14 protein-coding genes, 4 tRNA genes and 1 other annotated feature are annotated in these 18,074 nt (G+C 44.0%); of the genes, 5 read left to right on the forward strand and 13 right to left on the reverse strand.

The genetic code is table 11. The annotated features are described in order from the left end of the window. Positions 1-32: 32 nt before the first annotated feature. The 9 genes from R7R78_RS17370 to uvrY form a co-directional block, all read right to left on the reverse strand. On the reverse strand, positions 33-1,277 hold the full coding sequence (locus R7R78_RS17370) for a carboxynorspermidine synthase (RefSeq protein ID WP_012841628.1): 1,245 nt from the start codon (positions 1,275-1,277) through the stop codon (positions 33-35). A gap of 18 nt (positions 1,278-1,295) precedes the next feature. Next, the gene (locus tag R7R78_RS17375; protein ID WP_047103278.1) at positions 1,296-4,172 is read right to left on the reverse strand and encodes a pyridoxal phosphate-dependent class III aminotransferase; all 2,877 of its coding nucleotides are present in this window, start codon (positions 4,170-4,172) and stop codon (positions 1,296-1,298) included. An 898-nt stretch (positions 4,173-5,070) separates the two neighbouring features. Next, positions 5,071-5,146 (reverse strand) — tRNA-Gly (locus tag R7R78_RS17380). A gap of 13 nt (positions 5,147-5,159) precedes the next feature. After that, a tRNA-Leu gene (locus tag R7R78_RS17385) sits at positions 5,160-5,246 on the reverse strand. 77 nt (positions 5,247-5,323) lie between these two features. Further along, positions 5,324-5,399, reverse strand: a tRNA-Gly gene (locus R7R78_RS17390). A gap of 36 nt (positions 5,400-5,435) precedes the next feature. Next, positions 5,436-5,509, reverse strand: a tRNA-Cys gene (locus R7R78_RS17395). Between the two features lie 463 nt (positions 5,510-5,972). Further along, positions 5,973-6,530 carry a CDP-diacylglycerol--glycerol-3-phosphate 3-phosphatidyltransferase gene (pgsA, locus tag R7R78_RS17400; protein WP_005394805.1) on the reverse strand — a complete coding sequence of 186 codons (558 nt, stop codon included), beginning with the start codon at positions 6,528-6,530 and terminating at the stop codon, positions 5,973-5,975. A gap of 46 nt (positions 6,531-6,576) precedes the next feature. Then, positions 6,577-8,409 carry an excinuclease ABC subunit UvrC gene (uvrC, locus tag R7R78_RS17405; RefSeq protein WP_225474052.1) on the reverse strand — a complete coding sequence of 611 codons (1,833 nt, stop codon included), beginning with the start codon at positions 8,407-8,409 and terminating at the stop codon, positions 6,577-6,579. Position 8,410: 1 nt separating this feature from the next. Next, complete coding sequence (gene uvrY, locus R7R78_RS17410) at positions 8,411-9,055, reverse strand: UvrY/SirA/GacA family response regulator transcription factor (RefSeq protein ID WP_005386783.1); 645 nt, start codon at positions 9,053-9,055, stop codon at positions 8,411-8,413. Between the two features lie 427 nt (positions 9,056-9,482). Between uvrY and R7R78_RS17415 the strand changes: the two genes are divergently transcribed. Then, positions 9,483-11,846 carry a DNA polymerase II gene (locus R7R78_RS17415; RefSeq protein WP_150919067.1) on the forward strand — a complete coding sequence of 788 codons (2,364 nt, stop codon included), beginning with the start codon at positions 9,483-9,485 and terminating at the stop codon, positions 11,844-11,846. On the opposite strand, the gene R7R78_RS17420 is transcribed toward R7R78_RS17415, so the two are convergent. Further along, positions 11,843-12,610: a nucleotidyltransferase domain-containing protein gene (locus tag R7R78_RS17420; RefSeq protein ID WP_150919069.1), complete on the reverse strand. Its 768-nt coding sequence runs from the start codon at positions 12,608-12,610 to the stop codon at positions 11,843-11,845. The genes R7R78_RS17415 and R7R78_RS17420 overlap by 4 nt on opposite strands. 194 nt (positions 12,611-12,804) lie before the next feature. Between R7R78_RS17420 and yeiP the strand changes: the two genes are divergently transcribed. Together yeiP and R7R78_RS17430 are read left to right on the forward strand one after the other, a co-directional pair. Further along, positions 12,805-13,371: an elongation factor P-like protein YeiP gene (gene yeiP, locus R7R78_RS17425; RefSeq protein ID WP_005376801.1), complete on the forward strand. Its 567-nt coding sequence runs from the start codon at positions 12,805-12,807 to the stop codon at positions 13,369-13,371. A 2-nt stretch (positions 13,372-13,373) separates the two neighbouring features. Further along, positions 13,374-13,694 carry an HI1450 family dsDNA-mimic protein gene (locus R7R78_RS17430; protein WP_005376800.1) on the forward strand — a complete coding sequence of 107 codons (321 nt, stop codon included), beginning with the start codon at positions 13,374-13,376 and terminating at the stop codon, positions 13,692-13,694. Between the two features lie 187 nt (positions 13,695-13,881). Here R7R78_RS17430 and rluB read toward each other — a convergent pair whose 3' ends face one another. After that, positions 13,882-14,820: a 23S rRNA pseudouridine(2605) synthase RluB gene (rluB, locus tag R7R78_RS17435; RefSeq protein ID WP_005376798.1), complete on the reverse strand. Its 939-nt coding sequence runs from the start codon at positions 14,818-14,820 to the stop codon at positions 13,882-13,884. A gap of 566 nt (positions 14,821-15,386) precedes the next feature. Here rluB and R7R78_RS17440 point away from each other — a divergent pair. Further along, complete coding sequence (locus tag R7R78_RS17440; protein WP_005376796.1) at positions 15,387-16,097, forward strand: calcium-binding protein; 711 nt, start codon at positions 15,387-15,389, stop codon at positions 16,095-16,097. A gap of 91 nt (positions 16,098-16,188) precedes the next feature. Here R7R78_RS17440 and R7R78_RS17445 read toward each other — a convergent pair whose 3' ends face one another. Next, the gene (locus tag R7R78_RS17445; RefSeq protein WP_225474053.1) at positions 16,189-16,809 is read right to left on the reverse strand and encodes an L-threonylcarbamoyladenylate synthase; all 621 of its coding nucleotides are present in this window, start codon (positions 16,807-16,809) and stop codon (positions 16,189-16,191) included. A 59-nt stretch (positions 16,810-16,868) separates the two neighbouring features. Next, positions 16,869-17,726, reverse strand: coding sequence for an RNase RNM (gene rnm / locus R7R78_RS17450; RefSeq protein WP_005386777.1), 858 nt, complete (start codon positions 17,724-17,726; stop codon positions 16,869-16,871). 95 nt (positions 17,727-17,821) lie between these two features. On the opposite strand from rnm, the gene R7R78_RS17455 reads away from it, so the two are divergent. After that, the gene (locus R7R78_RS17455; RefSeq protein ID WP_005376787.1) at positions 17,822-17,947 is read left to right on the forward strand and encodes a trp operon leader peptide; all 126 of its coding nucleotides are present in this window, start codon (positions 17,822-17,824) and stop codon (positions 17,945-17,947) included. After that, positions 17,894-17,997: a sequence feature (Trp leader region), on the forward strand. Its footprint overlaps the gene before it by 54 nt. Positions 17,998-18,074: the final 77 nt, after the last annotated feature.

Below are 18,074 nucleotides of genomic sequence, written 5' to 3' on the forward strand. Positions count from 1 at the left end.
GCTTAAACGTACAAATAAGAGTCGCTAAATTCTTACTTCAATTTATGGATAACAGGTTGTCCTGGCTCCAGTTCTTGAACATGCCAATCTAGACCAATAGATGGCATGGTTTCTAGGAATGGGTCTGGATCTAGTTGTTCCATGTTGAACACGCCTTTGTCTGCCCACTTGCCACGGAAGAACTGCAAAGCCGCAGTGATCGCTGGTACGCCAGTGGTGTATGAGATAGCTTGGTGTTCAACATCTTCGTATGCGACTTCGTGATCAGCGTTGTTGTAAATAAATACACTGCGCTCTTTACCATCTTTCTTACCTTGAACCCAAGTACCGATACACGTTAGGCCAGTGTAGCCTGGTGCGAGTGATGTTGGATCTGGTAGTAGTGCTTTTAGCACGTGCAAAGGTTGAACAACCGTACCGTCGTGAAGCGTTAGTGGATCTGGGCTGAGTAGACCGATGTCGCGCATCACATTGAAGTAGTTTAGGTAACGGTCACCAAAGCCCATCCAGAATTCGATGCGTTTCGCCGGGATGAACTCTTGCATAGATCGAACTTCGTCGTGCGCCATTGAGTACACTTTGTGTGAACCACAATTCGGGAATTCAAACTCAAGCATACGTGAGTGACAAGGTACTTGTTTCCACTCGCCGTTTTCCCAGTAGAACGAATCGCCTTGAATCTCAAGCATGTTCGTTTCTGGATCAAAGTTAGTTGCGAACTTCTTACCGTGGTCGCCTGCGTTTACATCCATTACGTCGATAGTATCGATTTCATCGAACAGATGCTTCACTGCGTATGCGGCAAACACCGATACTACGCCCGGATCGAAACCAGCACCAAGAATACCTGTAATGCCCGCTTCTTCAAACTTCTCACGGTAACCCCACTGCCAATCGTAAGCTTGAGGTACTTGTTGGCCTTCAGAGCACAAATCAACCGCAACAGATGTATCAAGGTATGACACTTTAGCTTGGTAACATGCTTCCATAATAGACATGTTCACCCAAGGAGGACCTGCGTTGATCACTAAGTCAGGTTGTACTTCTTTAATTAAAGCAACTAAAGAATCTACGTCGTCCGCGTTTACCGCTCGCGCTTCTAATTTCTTAGTTGAATCTTTCAGATTGTTTTTCTTCTGAATCGATTCGATGATTTTCTCACACTTACCTACGGTACGTGATGCGATTGTGATATCACCCAGAACGTCGTTGTTTTGTGCTGCTTTATGTGCAACTACCCAGCCAACGCCGCCTGCACCAATCTGTAGAATTGCCATAGTTTTCCGTTACCTTTGTTAAACTAGCTCTGCCGCTAGCGTATTGATTTTTGAGAGCAAAGATTCAAAGTCCGCCGTCGTCAGACACGGGTTCAAAATCGTAAATTTCAATGCAGTTTTATCGTCGACAATGGTTTCACCCAATACCGCGATACCGCGTGTTAACGCTTCTAAGCGCAACGTTTTGTTCAGTTCATCAAGATCCGCTGATTCATGTGTCGCTCGGAACAGAACCGTAGATAGTGATGGTTCAGCCAACAACTCAAAGTGTTTGTTATCTCGAATCATGTCCGCCACTTCAAGCGTCTGTTCAAGCAAATGATCATACATATCGCCTAGTGCTTTTGGCCCTACGCTTTGCATCGTCATAAACACTTTGAGCGCATCAAAACGCTTAGTTGTCGCAATAGACTTATCCACCAAGTTCGGTAGTTCGTCGTGTTCGCGGTTCAAGTAGTCTGCATGGTGAAGCAGGAATTTAAAGTTAGACTTGTCGTTTACCAATAGCGCACCACAACTGATGGTTTGGTAAAACAGCTTATGGAAGTCTACGCTGATGGAATGTGCACGCTCACAACCTTTCAGACGTGTTTTTTGGCTACTTAGAATCAGAGCTCCACCGTATGCACCGTCGACGTGCATCCACATGTCATGTTTCGCTGCCATATCGGCGATAAAGTCTAAGTCATCAATAGCACCGTGATCCGTTGTACCCGCTGTGCCAACAATGGCAAATGGGATTAAACCTTCTGCTTTGGCCTGATTGAGAACTTCGTCTAACTTAGTGACATCCATCGTTCCATCGGCATTAGCATCGACGGTCATGACCGCTTTTTCACCCAATCCCATCCAAGACGCTGATTTTTGAACCGTGAAGTGGGATTTTTTCGAACATACAATACGTAGCTTGTCTGCGTATTCAGGAAGGCCAAGCTTTTGAATTGAGTGTGCACTGAGTTTGTCAGCAATCCAATCTCGCGCAAGCATCAAACCCATTTGGTTACTTTGCGTGCCGCCGCTCGTGAAGATACCGTCCGCTTTTGCACCTAACTCATATTTATCGCATAACCAGTTCACAACTTTCTGTTCAACATAAGTCGCTGATGAAGCTTGATCCCATGAGTCCATCGACTGGTTCAAAGCCGCAATCATTGCCTCTGCCGCGATCGCTGGCATCAACGGTGGAGTATGTAGGTGAGCAATACAATCTGGATGTTGAGTAAAAATTGCGTTTTTCGCGACCAGCTCAGCAGCATCGTCGATAACGGATTTAAGAGGCGCATTTCCATTATCCAGATCAACGTCGTGAATCGCTGCTTCCAATGCTTTTGGATCCATACCTGAATACGGTGCAGTCACTTGTTCAAACACTGACTTCATTGCCGTAGTAGTGTGATTCATCACCGAAGCAAATTCATTGCTGCCCATCTCTCCAGTGTGGATGAAATGCTTCTTCCATTCATCTTGTGGCTGAGTTTCGATGTGACTACCGCCAGCGGCTAAAATCGCGTCTTCAAATACACGTAAAGCAAAGTCGATTTGCTCAAACGAGATGATAAGAGGAGGAAGGAAACGAATTACTGCGCCTTCGCGTCCACCTTTCTCAACGATCAAGCCACGCTCGAGTGCTGCGCGTTGAATAGAAAGTGTGAGTTCACTATCCGCTTGAGGTTCACCAAATTTATTGAGCTCACCGTCTGGATTTTTAATCTCCACGCCTAGCATCAAACCTTTGCCACGAACCTCTGCGATACAGTTCACACGCTTTTGAATACTTTCAAGGCCGTAGCGCAAGTACTGACCCGCAATATTGGCATGCTCAACAAGATTATCACGCTGGATAATTTCTAATGCTTTCGCACCAGAGACCATAGCTAGCTGGTTACCACGAAATGTACCTGTGTGCTCGCCCGGCTTCCATGTATCATGTTGCTTGTTGATAACCAATAGCGACATTGGTAAGCCTCCACCAATTGCTTTTGATAAACACAGAATATCTGGAACAATGCCCGACTCTTCGAACGCGAAATTGTAGCCAGTTTTACCAACACCACACTGGATCTCATCGAAGATCAGTAAGATACCGTGTTCATCACAAATACGACGTAACTCTCGTAGCCAGAATGCTGGCGCAGGAACAACACCACCCTCACCTTGCACTGGCTCCACGATAATCGCGGCAGGCTTCATAATGCCTGACTCATCATCGTTTAAAAGACGATCGATATAGCGAATACTTGCTTTCGCACCTTCATCACCGCCAAGCCCAAAAGGACAACGCAGGTTGTATGGGAAAGGCATAAAGTGCACATCCGACATCAAACCAGTTCGACGCGCTTTGGTGCCTAAGTTACCCATCATCCCCATCGTACCATTAGTCATACCATGGTATGCGCCACGGAAGGCAAACATAGTGTTGCGACCGGTAGTCTGTTTCGCGAGCTTGATAGCAGCTTCAACCGCATCAGCTCCAGACGGGCCACAAAATTGGATAACGCTGTTCTCGCTTAACTCTTGAGGAAGAAAAGATTTAACAGATTGAATAAACGTCGTTTTTGCTGATGTTGCAATATCTAGCGTCTGATATGGCAGTCCTGAATCTAATTGCTCTTTCAGAGCTTGGTTTATTTCAGGATGGTTATACCCCAAAGCTAGAGTGCCTGCCCCCGCAAGGCAGTCTAGAAAGATCTGTCCACGCGTATCTTCAACCAAGCACCCAAAGGCTTGTTTAATTGCGATCGGCAAACGACGTGGATAAGAACGTACTTCAGATTCATGCTCAGCCTGATCAATCAATACTTGATCTGGCGTTAAGTCATACGTTCCCTCAACGATAGGAACCTGAGACGAAAAAATGTTTGCGATATTGCTATCGACTTCAAAGGCAGTGCTCATACTACATAATCCCTTGAATTATAATAATTCTGTATCCTGTATTAATAATCATTAGAATGAAATTACAGGAGGTGTGAATACCCCTCCGCATTTGTCAGTGCATAAATGACAAATACAGATCATCCGCCACGATACTCGCGACTTTATATGTAAAAGGGATTAATCAAGGTTCTGTAATGCACCCGTTTTGTAAAACAGGACATTTCGGCAGTATGAAGCTGATTAGTGTGTGTTTATTCAAAGGTTTCAATGTTGGGTTTCCCATTAATATGCCGCGTTTACAGCATTAGTATCCCGTCTATCGACAAAAGGCTTTGCCGATACCTACCCTACGCAGTGTCACAATCAGCTTGAATGGTCACTACGCGTATCCCCCAGAGATCAAACGTTGTTAATTACGCTCCGAGATTGCGCGCGAATTTATCACAAAATAAAATCTTCTGGCAACGATTTTTCATATTAGTAACAGTGATGTAAATCACAACAAAACATACCCCATCGCAACTCGCATGTTCATATTCATGATCTATGCTTTTCTGCTTCTCTCAAACACCTGTTATTTAAACAAATATTCTTGAGATATCATCACCTCATCTAAACAGAGGTTTAAGGTTGTGCTGCTTAATCGTAAAACATTCCTTTCTATATCCGGAACATTTAAAAAGATAGCATTCTCGTCACAGCTTTGCCTGGAGTAAGAGTGGTTATTCACCACAAGTGATGGTTTAAACATAGACTAGTAGGAATAGCTAAGATGTTTTGCAATGGCAGAATTAACAATCACTTGAGTCAATGAGACAAAGGGTTCGCTACTTAACGAAGTCTGTGACAGAAAAGAAGTTTGAGATTTTCAAAAAATACGAAAAAGGCCTAACATTTTCATGTTAGGCCTTAAATCTGGAGCGACACACGAGGTTCGAACTCGTGACCTCAACCTTGGCAAGGTTGCGCTCTACCAACTGAGCTAGTGTCGCATTTAATATGAGATGGTGCCCCGGGCCGGACTTGAACCGGCACAACGCGAACGTCGAGGGATTTTAAATCCCTTGTGTCTACCAATTCCACCACCAGGGCACACAAATATTCTTTGTGATGCCTTTACAGAAAAGTAAAACACCATCTGATATCGCCAATGCCATATCAATAAAATTTGGAGCGACACACGAGGTTCGAACTCGTGACCTCAACCTTGGCAAGGTTGCGCTCTACCAACTGAGCTAGTGTCGCATTTTTCTCGAAAGCCATTTGCTCTCAAAAGAATAATGGAGGCGCCTCCCGGAGTCGAACCGAGGTCCACGGATTTGCAATCCGCTGCATAGCCACTCTGCCAAGGCGCCTCATTTGTGAATAAAGCTAAGCTTTTTCACCACCCTTTCGAGCCGTGCTCTCTTGGGTACGGGATGCATTCTACGGATTCGAGCGATCGAGTCAACACTATTTTTATTTTTTTAAATCGTTTGACTAGAATTTGTGCGAAAGACGATGGATTGCTTAGTTTTAATACTAAAAATCGCTTAAATACACTTGTTTATCATAAAACTTTGGCTACGCCTTACACTGCTGGCCGTGCGTTGCGTGCATTGAAGCATTAATAATCAGAAGACTCGCCTCTCTAAGACTCTCTAAGGACAAAAACAAGACTTAGATCACAAATAGAACCCTATCGAAGCAAAAGCCCCAGATAAAAATTGCAAACATGGCCGTTAGCAAGCATTGAAAAGCGAGAGAAGCCAAAAAATGCTGTAGATTGCCTTAGATACAAAAAAGCAGGCTATTAAGCCTGCTTTCTAACATCAGAATTTAATGGTGCTCTTCATTCAACAGATCGTCTTTCGCAGCAGCCAAATATTGAATCATTGACCAATATGTCAAGAAAGTTGCCACATACAAGGCCGCAAAGCCTAGCCAAACCATCCATTCATCGTAACGCCATATCAACACCCATAAGGCGAACATTTGCGAAACAGTTTTTACTTTGCCAACCCAAGATACCGCAACACTCGCTCGCTTACCGATTTCAGCCATCCATTCTCGCAATGCTGAGATAATGATTTCTCGCGCAATCATCGTTACCGCAGGAATGGTCACCCAAATTGAATGATAATGTTCCGTGATTAGAATCAATGCCGTTGCCACTAGCACTTTATCAGCGACAGGATCAATAAACGCGCCAAAACGAGAAGTTTGGCCAAGTTTACGGGCCAACATGCCGTCAAGCCAGTCAGTAAAACCCGCTACCCAAAACACCATTGCTGCTGCAAACGGTGCCCATGAATAAGGTAGATAAAAGACAACCACAAAAACAGGGATTAGGAACAGTCTAAGAAGAGACAGAATGTTCGGGATATTCAAACGCATTTTATTATTCTCTTACACATTGCGGCTTAATGTTGCGCGATTTTCCTTATTGTTTCAATGCTTGGAAAATAATTTCTGCTAAAGAGTGACTTATTCCCGGTACTTTGGCGATTTCTTCGACACTTGCACGTTTAAGTTCTTGTAACCCACCCATGTACTTGAGTAACGCCTGACGTCGTTTAGGGCCGATTCCCTCAATCCCTTCGAGTGCACTCGTACGTCTGGTTTTACCTCGCTTAGCACGGTGCCCCGCTATAGCATGGTTATGGCTTTCATCACGAATATGTTGAATAAGATGCAGCGCAGGAGCATCGCTTGGTAAATGAAACTCGTCCCCATCGACTGTAATCAGCGTTTCTAAACCTGGTTTGCGAGTAACGCCTTTTGCAATACCAATCATGATAGGACACTTTGGCCAATCCCCCCAGTACTGCGAAATGATGTCATGCGCACGATTTAACTGACCTTTACCGCCATCGATAAAGATGATGTCGGGAATTTTCTCTACGTCCAATTGCTTCGAATAACGGCGCTCCAACGCTTGTCCCATTGCTGCGTAATCATCACCACCGGTAATCCCAGTAATGTTGTAGCGACGATACTCTTGCTTAACGGGGCCTTCATTGTTGAACACCACACATGACGCAATCGTGCTTTCCCCCATCGTATGGGAGATATCAAAACATTCCATTCGAGCTATAGACTCCAAATTCAATGTTTCGCGAAGCGCATGAAAACGCTGATTAATCGTCATTTTGTGATTGATTTTGGTGGTAATCGCCGTTAGTGCATTCGTGTTCGAAAGCTTGAGATACCTTGCTCGAGAGCCAGTTGGCGACGTATGAAAATGAACCTTACGGCCTGCCACTTCACTTAACGCTTTCTGTATTGGCGCAATATCTTCTGCCAACTCTTGATTCAAAATAATACGAGAAGGAATTGTACGTGCTTCGTTATGGCTCAAATAGTATTGAGTCAGAAAACTATCGAACACTTCCTGCTGGCTTGTATTTTGTGGGATTTTCGGAAAATGACTACGGCTACCAAGCACTTTGCCTTGACGTATCATCAGGGTATGGATACACGCGATACCATTCTCCTGAGCAAACCCGAGTACATCCATATCATCCATGCTGTCTTCTGAGACGTACTGCTGCTCTTGAACACGCCTAATCGCTTGGATTTGATCGCGAAATTTAGCGGCATCTTCAAAGCGCAATTGCTGACTGGCAACTTCCATTTTCTCGATCAGTTGTTTGAGTACTTGCTGATCTTTGCCTTGCAAAAACATGCGCACAAAGCCAACCAACTCTGCATATTCTTCATCAGAAATGATGGTATTAACGCATGGTCCTGCACAACGACCAATTTGGTACATCAAACATGGGCGCGTTCGGTTGGAATAGACAGTGTCTTCACACTGGCGCACAGGAAATATCTTTTGCAGCAAATGCAATGTTTCTCTTACTGCACCAGAATCTGGGTAGGGGCCAAAATATTCACCTTTGCGCTTCTTGGCGCCACGGTGGATAGAAAGCCGTGGGTGCTTATGACCGCTAATAAAGATATAAGGGTAAGACTTATCATCTCGCAGCAACACATTGTATTTCGGTAAATACTGCTTGATGTAGTTATGCTCTAAGATCAGCGCTTCTGTCTCAGTATGAGTCACCGTGACGTCTATTTTGGCGATATTACTGACAAGCGCGCGAGTTTTCTCACTGTCTACTTTTTTTCGAAAGTAGCTTGAAAGGCGCTTTTTAAGGTCTTTGGCTTTACCTACGTAGATTACAACAGCTTCGGCGTTGTACATTCTGTAAACGCCGGGCTGATGAGTTACTGTCTTGAGAAAGGAAGCCGAATCGAAAGGAGGATTCACGCTAAAGGGTCTCGGTGTCCAGCATTCCGTGGCGAATCGCTAAGTGAGTTAACTCAACGTCACCATTAATGTCCAATTTACTAAAGAGTCGGTAGCGATAGCTGTTGACTGTCTTTGGACTTAAATTAAGTTGCTCAGAAATATCCGTTACCTTTTGGCCTTTGGTGATCATAAGCATGATCTGCAATTCACGTTCGGATAAGTCTTTAAAAGGGTTCTCAGAGGCTGGAGAAAATTGACTCAATGCCATCTGCTGCGCAATCTCTGGCGAGATGTAACGCTGCCCACTATTAACTACACGAATCGCATTCACCATTTCGTCAGGGCCAGCACCTTTGGTTAAATAACCAGACGCACCTGCCTGCATCACCTTGGTTGGAAACGGGTTTTCTGTATGAACGGTAAGTACGATGATTTTCACATCAGGATTCACGCGAAGAATTTTTTTAGTGGCTTCCAAGCCGCCAATTCCTGGCATGTTCATGTCCATTAAAACGACGTCAGCATGATTACTGCGACACCATTTTACTGCATCTTCACCGCTGTCAGCTTCTCCTGCTACGTTCATTCCACGGACGTCTTCAATAATACGTCGTATCCCTGTGCGAACCAGCTCGTGATCATCTACAAGGAAAACATTTATCAAACTTGTATCTCCACACTTTGTATTGGTTCTGCACCCACATAACCATTATTTGTTAAATGTGGATATCAGTATGACTGCCTATATACTAACGTAATCGACAAAAAATTGCTTTCTATGAATATGTGCTGAAACGCAAACTTTAGCAAGAACTTATTCATAAACCACTCTATTATTTTAGAGCGTGATGAGCAGAACCGAAATCTAAGAGAAGACAATTAACAACATTAAGTACAATAAATCAAGTAACTAGGTTTCATATTGCCCAGAGAAACACGCTATAACTTAAAATGACACTGTCCCTCTTGCACCAAAGACTAACTTGTAATCACTAATTCCAGCAAAAATTTGAGACGCTTTCTTTACTGGTTATTTTTACAGTTCTTAGTGTTAAACTAACGTTCTTCAAGTTTTCTAAGGTTTCTCACATTTGAATATTCAACAAGGCTTCCTGCTAACTCGACAGGCACGAGACATCAAAGGTCAAACTCAAATCGAGCTGTGGCTTTCGACAGAAGCAGGTCCTACTCAGTTACTTATTAATGGTGAGAAGCCAGTATTTTTCATCGCTCAGAAACACTCAGAGCAAGCAAAGACACTCGCACGAGAAAAAAACATATTCGTCGACATCCGCCTTTTGGATCTCAAAACGTTTGAACATACGCCTCTTGCTGCCTGCTATACCAATGTAACCAGAGACGCTCTCGCACTCAAAGACACATTCGCTCAAAAAGATATCACTACGTATGAAAGTGATATTCGCCTCGCCGATCGCTACCTAATGGAGCGTTTTATCAAAGGCAGTATCGAGTTTACAGGCAATGTGACTCGCACCAATGGCTACCAACGCGTCCAGAGCGCAAAATGCCGTGCGGGGCAATATGAGCCGAAGTTAAACGTTGTCTCGTTAGATCTAGAATGCTCTGAGAAAGGCATTCTTTACTCAATCGGATTAGACAGCGTCATGGATTCCCGCGTTATCATGATCGGAGAACCAGAACCTTCGGAGACACCGATACAATGGGCTAAGGATGAAAAAGCGCTTCTAGAAGCACTCATCGATTGGTTTAAAAAATTCGACCCCGATGTCATTGTCGGTTGGAATGTCATTGATTTTGACTTTCGTCTGCTACACAAACGAGCAGAATGGCACAACATGAAGCTAATGCTTGGCAGAGCAGACCAAGCCAGCTTTTTTAGAAGTTCATCTCAAAGCCAACAAGGGTTTATCTCCATTCCCGGGCGAGTTGTGATGGATGGTATCGATACGCTAAAAACGGCTACTTACCACTTTCGATCTTGGTCATTAGAGTCTGTATCTCAAGAACTCTTGGGGGAAGGTAAAGAAATCCACAACGTGCATGACCGCATGGATGAGATCAATCGTATGTACCGCTCCGACAAACCATCGCTGGCTAAATATAATTTACAAGACTGCGTGTTAGTGAATAAGATTTTCAATCACACTCACCTGCTTGACTTTGCAATAGAGCGCTCTCGTCTCACTGGTGTCGAACTGGATCGTGTCGGCGGTTCGGTTGCAGCATTCACAAACCTATACATGCCTCAGATACACCGAGCAGGCTACGTTGCTCCGAACCTACACCCTGAAAATTGGATTGCTAGCCCAGGCGGTTACGTGATGGACTCCATCCCTAACCTATATGATTCTGTTTTAGTATTGGATTTTAAGAGTCTATATCCATCGATTATTCGCTCTTTCTTGATTGATCCTATGGGTTTAGTTGAAGGGTTATTGCTCGATATTGGAAAAGAAGAAAATCAGGCTGTACCTGGCTTTCGCGGTGGGCAGTTCCATCGTACGAAACACTTTTTACCAGAAATGATTGAAAAGCTTTGGGCAGCACGTGATGTTGCAAAGAAGAACAATGAAAAAGCTTTTTCTCAGGCAATCAAAATCATCATGAACTCCTTTTATGGCGTACTGGGCTCATCGGGATGTCGTTTCTTTGATACTCGGTTAGCTTCTAGTATTACCATGCGCGGACATGAAATCATGAAGCAAACTAAGGTGCTGATTGAGGAGCAAGGATATCAAGTGATTTACGGCGATACGGATTCCACATTCGTGTCGTTGAATCGACCATACAGTCAAGTAGAAGCTGACGCTGTTGGAAATCAATTAGTTGATTACATCAACTCTTGGTGGCAAGAACACCTGCGTTCTGAGTACAACCTAACATCTATGTTGGAAATCGAGTATGAAACCCATTATCGCAGATTCCTTATGCCAACGATTCGTGGCGCAGAAACTGGCTCGAAAAAGCGCTATGCGGGTTTAATCGGTGAAGGAGAGCAAGAACGGATTGTATTTAAAGGGTTAGAAAGTGCCCGTACTGACTGGACCTCGTTAGCTCAGAAATTTCAAAATACACTCTATAGCATGATTTTCCATGGTGAAGATCCAAGCGACTATGTCCGAGAGATGGTTGAGAAAACTAACAACGGTGAATTTGATGAACAGTTGGTGTATCAAAAGCGACTGCGCAGAAAACTGCATGAGTATCAGAAGAACGTCCCGCCACAAGTGCGCGCAGCTCGTTTAGCGGATGAGATAAATGCCAAGCTTGGCCGCCCATTACAGTATCAAAACAAAGGACGAATTGAATACATTATTACCGTGAACGGCCCTGAACCTTATGAGTACCTCAATAGCCCGATTGATTATCAACATTACATTGATAAACAACTCAAACCCGTTGCAGATGCGATTCTCCCTTTCATTGGGACGGACTTTGACAGGCTTTCAGCGCCACAAATGGGGTTGTTTTAGCCGATACGAAACTCTGTTTTCTGGTACTGTTTGACTAACCAATCACCAAACGCATCAATTAGCCCGATAACAGAACGCTTGGGAATCCCCCGGCCAGAAAGTAAAATTTCTAGCCGCTCGATCTCAAGCTGCTTTTCAGGATGATAAGTTAAGAATACCTTGCCACACTCTACGGGGTCATCAAACCAACGTTTATCTCGATACATCACCAAAGAGTATGACGCTCTTAGTAACTTTTTAGCAATCACGCGCTGGGCGGCCACCTGCTCTTCTATCGTCTTCGCTTGTACGATTTTTTTGCGATAAGCCGTAATCCAATCTTCCACATCCATATTCCAGTGCTTAGCAATTTCCCAACTTGGGACGTAATCACCAAAACAGTCTGCTAGATCATCACCATAAACACAGACACAGCAATGCTTAAGCATAAAGCCCCAAGTGAAAATACTATCTAAATTAGCTACTTCGCTCACTAAGGCTGTACGGACCGATACACCATTAACGTGAGGGTAACTCTGCTGCGCACGCCACTTAATTGTGTTGAGCAAAGTCGCGCGATTGTGATCAAAGGATGATTGAGTAACGACAACCAGGTCTAAGTTCGACCTCCCAACGATCGCTGTTTTACGAGCAACACTACCGTATACATAAACGCTGTGTAAGTTTTGCCCCAATCCACCTTTGAGACAAGCGGTGACTTCCCTAATTAAAGGCGCAAACTCTGGTTGAAATGGTTGTTTAGGATCGATAACAGGCAGAGACATGACTTAAAACGTGTTCTCAGATGGTTCAAGAAGTTGGGCTATATGTTCTCTTAGCCGACTCACCGAATCAAGTCCATTCAGGTGTTTAGTCATGGGAGTAACAACAAATTTCTGCAATGAATTTTAATGCTAGGCGGCTAACTTAGCGCTATAATCACCGAGTTTTGCTTAATAAGTATGAATAGGAATATACAATGCCAAAGGCAAGTGAAATCAAAAAAGGCTTCGCAATCGAGTCTAATGGTAAAACTCTTCTCGTTAAAGACATCGAAGTAACGACTCCTGGCGGTCGTGGCGGCGCTAAAATCTACAAAATGCGTTGTACAGATCTAAACACGGGCGCACGTGTAGATGAGCGTTACAAGTCTGATGACGTTGTTGAAACGGTAGAAATGAACAAACGTGCAGTTGTGTACTCATACGCTGACGGCGATGAGCACATCTTCATGGATAACGAAGACTACTCACAATACACATTCAAGCACAATGAAGTTGAAGACGACATGCTGTTCATCAACGAAGATACACAAGGTATCCACATTATCCTTGTTAACGGTGCTGCAGTGGGTATTGAACTGCCATCTTCTGTTGAGCTAGTGATTGAAGAAACTGACCCTTCAATCAAAGGTGCTTCTGCATCTGCTCGTACTAAACCAGCACGCTTCGCTTCAGGTCTTGTCATCCAGGTTCCTGAGTACATTGCAACTGGTGACCGTGTTATCATTAACACAGCTGAACGTAAATACATGAGCCGAGCATAAGCATGTCTGATTTGATTTCTTACGACGACGTCATCGACGCAGCGTACGACATTTTCCTTGAGATGGCTCCAGATAACCTAGAGCCTGCTGACGTGATTCTGTTTACTGCGCAATTTGAAGATCGTGGTGCCGCAGAACTTGTTGAAACCGGTGATGACTGGGTTGAACATGTTGGCTTCGAGATCGACAAAGAAGTATATGCAGAGGTTCGTATCGGCCTAGTAAATGAGGAAAATGACGTTCTTGATGACGTATTTGCTCGTATGCTAATCAGCCGAGACCCTGAACATAAGTTCTGCCATATGCTTTGGAAACGCGATTAACGTTTCTTCATCATGAACAAAGATACCAGCCTAGTGCTGGTATTTTTTTATCTGTTGTTTTCGTCTAGCTGAGATATATGTTTATACAAAGCACCCTGCTCTATATAGGCTTTAGATCCTTTTGTTATGTAACAGATAAGAAAAAGGCTTGCCGAATTGGCAAGCCTTTCTGATGTTTTGCTATCGATTAACGATGCTTGTTGCGTGCGCCTTGGTCACCAGCAGTCTTCTTCGGCTTACGACGAGAAGGGTTGTTGCTGCGACCTTTTGGCGTGTTAACACGCTCTTCATGGCGCTTAACTGCGCGACGAATTTTTTGGCTGCGTGCACGCTCACGTTTGCGTGACGTGTTGTCTTTGTTCAGATCAAGCATGGTTTCTTTCTCTGGACGAAGCTCTACAAGCTCACGCAAGTAGTTTACTTCTTTCAGGTCAAGCTCCATCCAACCGCCACGAGGCAGTTTCTTGTCTAAGAAGATGTCGCCGTAACGAACACGTTTCAGACGGCTAACGGTACACTCTTGCGATTCCCATAGTCGACGAACTTCGCGGTTACGACCTTCATTGATAACAACGTAAAACGTGTGGTTCATGCCTTCACCACCCGCGTAAACAACATCTTCAAAGCGAGCTAAACCGTCTTCCAGTTCAACACCTTTTACTAGATTACGAACTTTCTGTTCAGTTACTTCACCGAACACACGTACTAAGTATTCACGTTCAACTTGGCGGCTTGGGTGCATTAAGCGGTTCGCCAGTTCACCATCCGTTGTGAAAAGTAGAAGACCAGAAGTGTTCGCATCCAGACGACCAACTGAAATCCAACGAGAGCCACGAATTTTTGGCAGACGATCAAAAACAGTACGACGACCTTCTGGATCGTGACGAGTACACAGTTCACCCTCAGGTTTGTAGTACGCAAGTACACGACAAATCACTTCTTCTTGAATCTTTGCAGAGACAATGTGACCATCGATACGAACTACGCTGCTCTCGTCTTCAAGTCTTTCACCAAGCTTAGCGACTACACCGTTCACGCTAACGCGACCAGATTTAATTAACGATTCAATCTCACGACGAGAACCGTGACCAGCACGTGCTAATACTTTTTGTAACTTTTCGCTCATTTATCTACCTATGTGTCGTCTTCACAGACGTCTAGACCAGGATTGGTCTGCATTTTGCTATTTACCCATTTCAGTGGGATTTTTCGGTCGGACATTATACGTAACTTTCTTAGTTAATGTAAGCTAAATCGGCGCCATTCTCCACACCAAAATTCACTTCAAAAATGACCGAAATATTTGTCCTATTCTGCAACTTTTTTACTACTTAATGCAGGCATTGCTCAACGAGAATCCCACTAATATCGGTCTTCCTGAACCACTTTAACCACGCTGTACCTGATAAAATTGTCAGGGTTACAACAATAACCACTTGGGGTGTGTTTACTGTTCATATTGCTAGAAAGCAACGAAGAATAAGCCGTCCCTGTTTGCTGCTAAGTAATACCAATCACCGCAGACAATGAGCGCTCATAGCAAAACAAGGTCGTGGGTAGCAAGACAAAAATTGTCTTTAAGTCATTAGTTCACATCAAAAAATAACACTAATGCTATCGTGTACTCTGACTCTCTAGGTTCGCTCTGCACTCTCGGCGATTGGCATAAATCAGACAAAAAGGAATAGAACAATGTCTATGCTAAATCTCGACCTAAATTGGATTTTTGGGACATCTCAAGATGACGATATGACAGGCACAAAAGGCTCTGAAACAACCGATATTTTCTTCGGCTTCTGTGGTGATGATAAGTTTGTAGGATACGGAGGTAATGATATTGTCTTCGGTGGCTGGGGAGATGATACCTTGCTTGGTGGCCGAGGTAACGACTTTGTTTCTGGCGGCTTTGGAAACGATTTCCTATCCGGAGGATTAGGAAACGACAAACTCTTTGGTGGCTGTGGCGACGACACAATTTTTGATTATTCAGGCAACAACTACTTGAGTGGTGGCTGGGGTAACGACACCCTCGTTGTTGGTGATGGTGAATCAGTACTGAGCGGTGGCTGTGGAGACGACACCTTCGTGCTTACAAACCGCCTGGCTATTGGTGTACCTGATCAGCCAGTATCTTCCAACGATATTGATGTCAAAGCCGACATTGTCGATTTTAATATTTTCCATGACAAACTTGTCTTTGATATGGGCCGAGACACTGATAACGATGGCATTCGAGATACGTTCTTGGATTCAGCGGATGATCTGACTTTATCTTACAATGAATGTGGCTGGGCAGTATTCTCAAGTGATGAATACAATGTTGAAGTGACACTAAACGGTGTGAGCTCTGCATACATCAACTATGCAGAACAAAATGGTATCGACATTTTCGATTTTGCTTAACCTCAATCAGTTAAGTTCAATGAGATATTCGATATGACAACTAAAATAGGAGGCGCGATGCCTCCTATTTTGTTTGGCGGTGGTGCGTCTACTATTCGAATGGTGCAGGGTCACCTGCTCCCAAACGAACTACAACAGGTTCACCTTCGCTAAAGTCAATTACAGTCGTAGGTTGTTCACCTAGGTAACCGCCATTAAGAATCACATCAACCGCATGTTCTAGTTTATCGCGAATATCCTCTGGATCAGATTCTGTTACGTCACTGCCAGGTAGAATCAACGACGTAGACATCATCGGTTCACCTAATGCTTCCAACAAGTCCAAGGCAATTTGATTGTCTGGGACACGGATACCGATGGTCTTACGTTTTGCATTCATCAAACGACGCGGCACTTCTTTTGTGCCTTTGAAGATGAAGGTGTAAGGACCTGGTGTGTTATTTTTCAGCAGTCGGAATGCAGAGTTATCCACTCGCGCATAGAGAGAAAGCTCCGACAAATCACGACACAGTAAAGTAAAGTTATGCTTATCATCCAGACGACGAATCTGACAGATTCGTTCCAGTGCTTGTTTGTTCTCCAACTGACAGCCAAGTGCGTACCCTGAATCAGTAGGGTAAACCACAACGCCGCCGTTACGAATGATTGCTACTGCTTGATTAATCAAGCGAGCCTGTGGGTTTTCTGGGTGAACGTAAAAAAACTGGCTCATTGTAATTCCTCATTATCGAGCCTCTCGGCTCTATATTTTTATGGGTTCTCGACTTCGTATTACTGAGTATTATTCAACGAAGGATCTATTCCCCAATCTTTCCAAACTGGTTCGACGCCAGCAGGCAACCATAGGTTCCTTCCTAGCTCCATCCACGGTGATGGGTAGTGAAAATCACTGCCTTGAGAGGCTAATAGTTTGTATTGTATAGCATAATCAGCCAAGTTGCGCCTTTCTTGTTGCGCTTGCTGTGGCTGTGCAACTTCCATCGCATCACCACCTGCTTCGACAAACGCTGCTAGAAGACGCTTAATCCACTTCGCTGTCAACTTATATCTGCCAGGATGCGCTAATACCGCCATTCCACCAGCCGCATGGATAGCATCAACCGCATCCTTCATCGAACACCAATTCGGTGGTACATAACCTGGGTTATTACGCGTTAGGTATTTTTTAAACACCATTTGCATGGTTTTTGCGTAACCATTATCTACCAACCATTTCGCGAAATGCGCTCTTGTCACTGGAGCATCACCGGCGATTTGCCTTACCTCTTCAAGCACACCTACTCGAGTTGCTTTTTGTAGTCGCTCTGCAATTAACTCAGATCGTGTTATGCGATGCTGCTTCTGCTGTTCTATGAGGGCAGATAATTGTTCATTTTCCGGATCAATATTCAGGCCGACAATATGAATGTCTTTGTTTTGCCAGACGGTCGATATCTCAATGCCATTGATGATTTTTATCGGCAAATTATTATCTTGAACGTATTGCTTAGCTAACGCCAAACCGTCAACCGTATCGTGATCAGTGATCGCCAAAACCTCGATATCAAAACTCAGCGCCCTTTCCACTAAATCTTTAGGTTCTAACCGACCGTCCGATGCAGTGGTGTGACTATGTAAATCAATTCTCATATTTTTATCGTTTTAATGCCGTTTTGGGGTTGACTTTTTACTCTCGCACTAGTTAACTAGTACACAAATACAAAGTACGTAATTTAAGGTTCACCATGTTACAAGAATTTAACCAAAACCAAAAAGCGAAAGTTGCGGTTTGTCTTAATAAGGCAAACTCATCAGATCTTGCTTGGTGGCGCACTTGGACTAGTTCTTGGTGGGCAAACGTATACTTCTAGTTTATAGAACCAAACGTTGTAAAGCCCGCTACTTAAGCGGGCTTTTTTGTTTTGTTGCTCATTTCACATTCAACTGCCTAAACATTAATCGAATATAGCCAACTCTAGATTGGGAGAACGTTTGCTT

The organism is Vibrio sp. 2134-1 (genome assembly GCF_033339495.1).

Coding starts and splice junctions, on each gene's coding strand:
- R7R78_RS17370 (WP_012841628.1), bottom strand. CDS start 1,277: ATGGCAATTCTACAGATTGGTGCAGGCGGCGTTGGCTGGGTAGTTGCA.
- R7R78_RS17375 (WP_047103278.1), bottom strand. CDS start 4,172: ATGAGCACTGCCTTTGAAGTCGATAGCAATATCGCAAACATTTTTTCG.
- pgsA (WP_005394805.1), bottom strand. CDS start 6,530: ATGCGTTTGAATATCCCGAACATTCTGTCTCTTCTTAGACTGTTCCTA.
- R7R78_RS17420 (WP_150919069.1), bottom strand. CDS start 12,610: ATGTCTCTGCCTGTTATCGATCCTAAACAACCATTTCAACCAGAGTTT.
- yeiP (WP_005376801.1), top strand. CDS start 12,805: ATGCCAAAGGCAAGTGAAATCAAAAAAGGCTTCGCAATCGAGTCTAAT.
- R7R78_RS17430 (WP_005376800.1), top strand. CDS start 13,374: ATGTCTGATTTGATTTCTTACGACGACGTCATCGACGCAGCGTACGAC.
- rluB (WP_005376798.1), bottom strand. CDS start 14,820: ATGAGCGAAAAGTTACAAAAAGTATTAGCACGTGCTGGTCACGGTTCT.
- R7R78_RS17440 (WP_005376796.1), top strand. CDS start 15,387: ATGTCTATGCTAAATCTCGACCTAAATTGGATTTTTGGGACATCTCAA.
- R7R78_RS17445 (WP_225474053.1), bottom strand. CDS start 16,809: ATGAGCCAGTTTTTTTACGTTCACCCAGAAAACCCACAGGCTCGCTTG.
- rnm (WP_005386777.1), bottom strand. CDS start 17,726: ATGAGAATTGATTTACATAGTCACACCACTGCATCGGACGGTCGGTTA.
- R7R78_RS17455 (WP_005376787.1), top strand. CDS start 17,822: ATGTTACAAGAATTTAACCAAAACCAAAAAGCGAAAGTTGCGGTTTGT.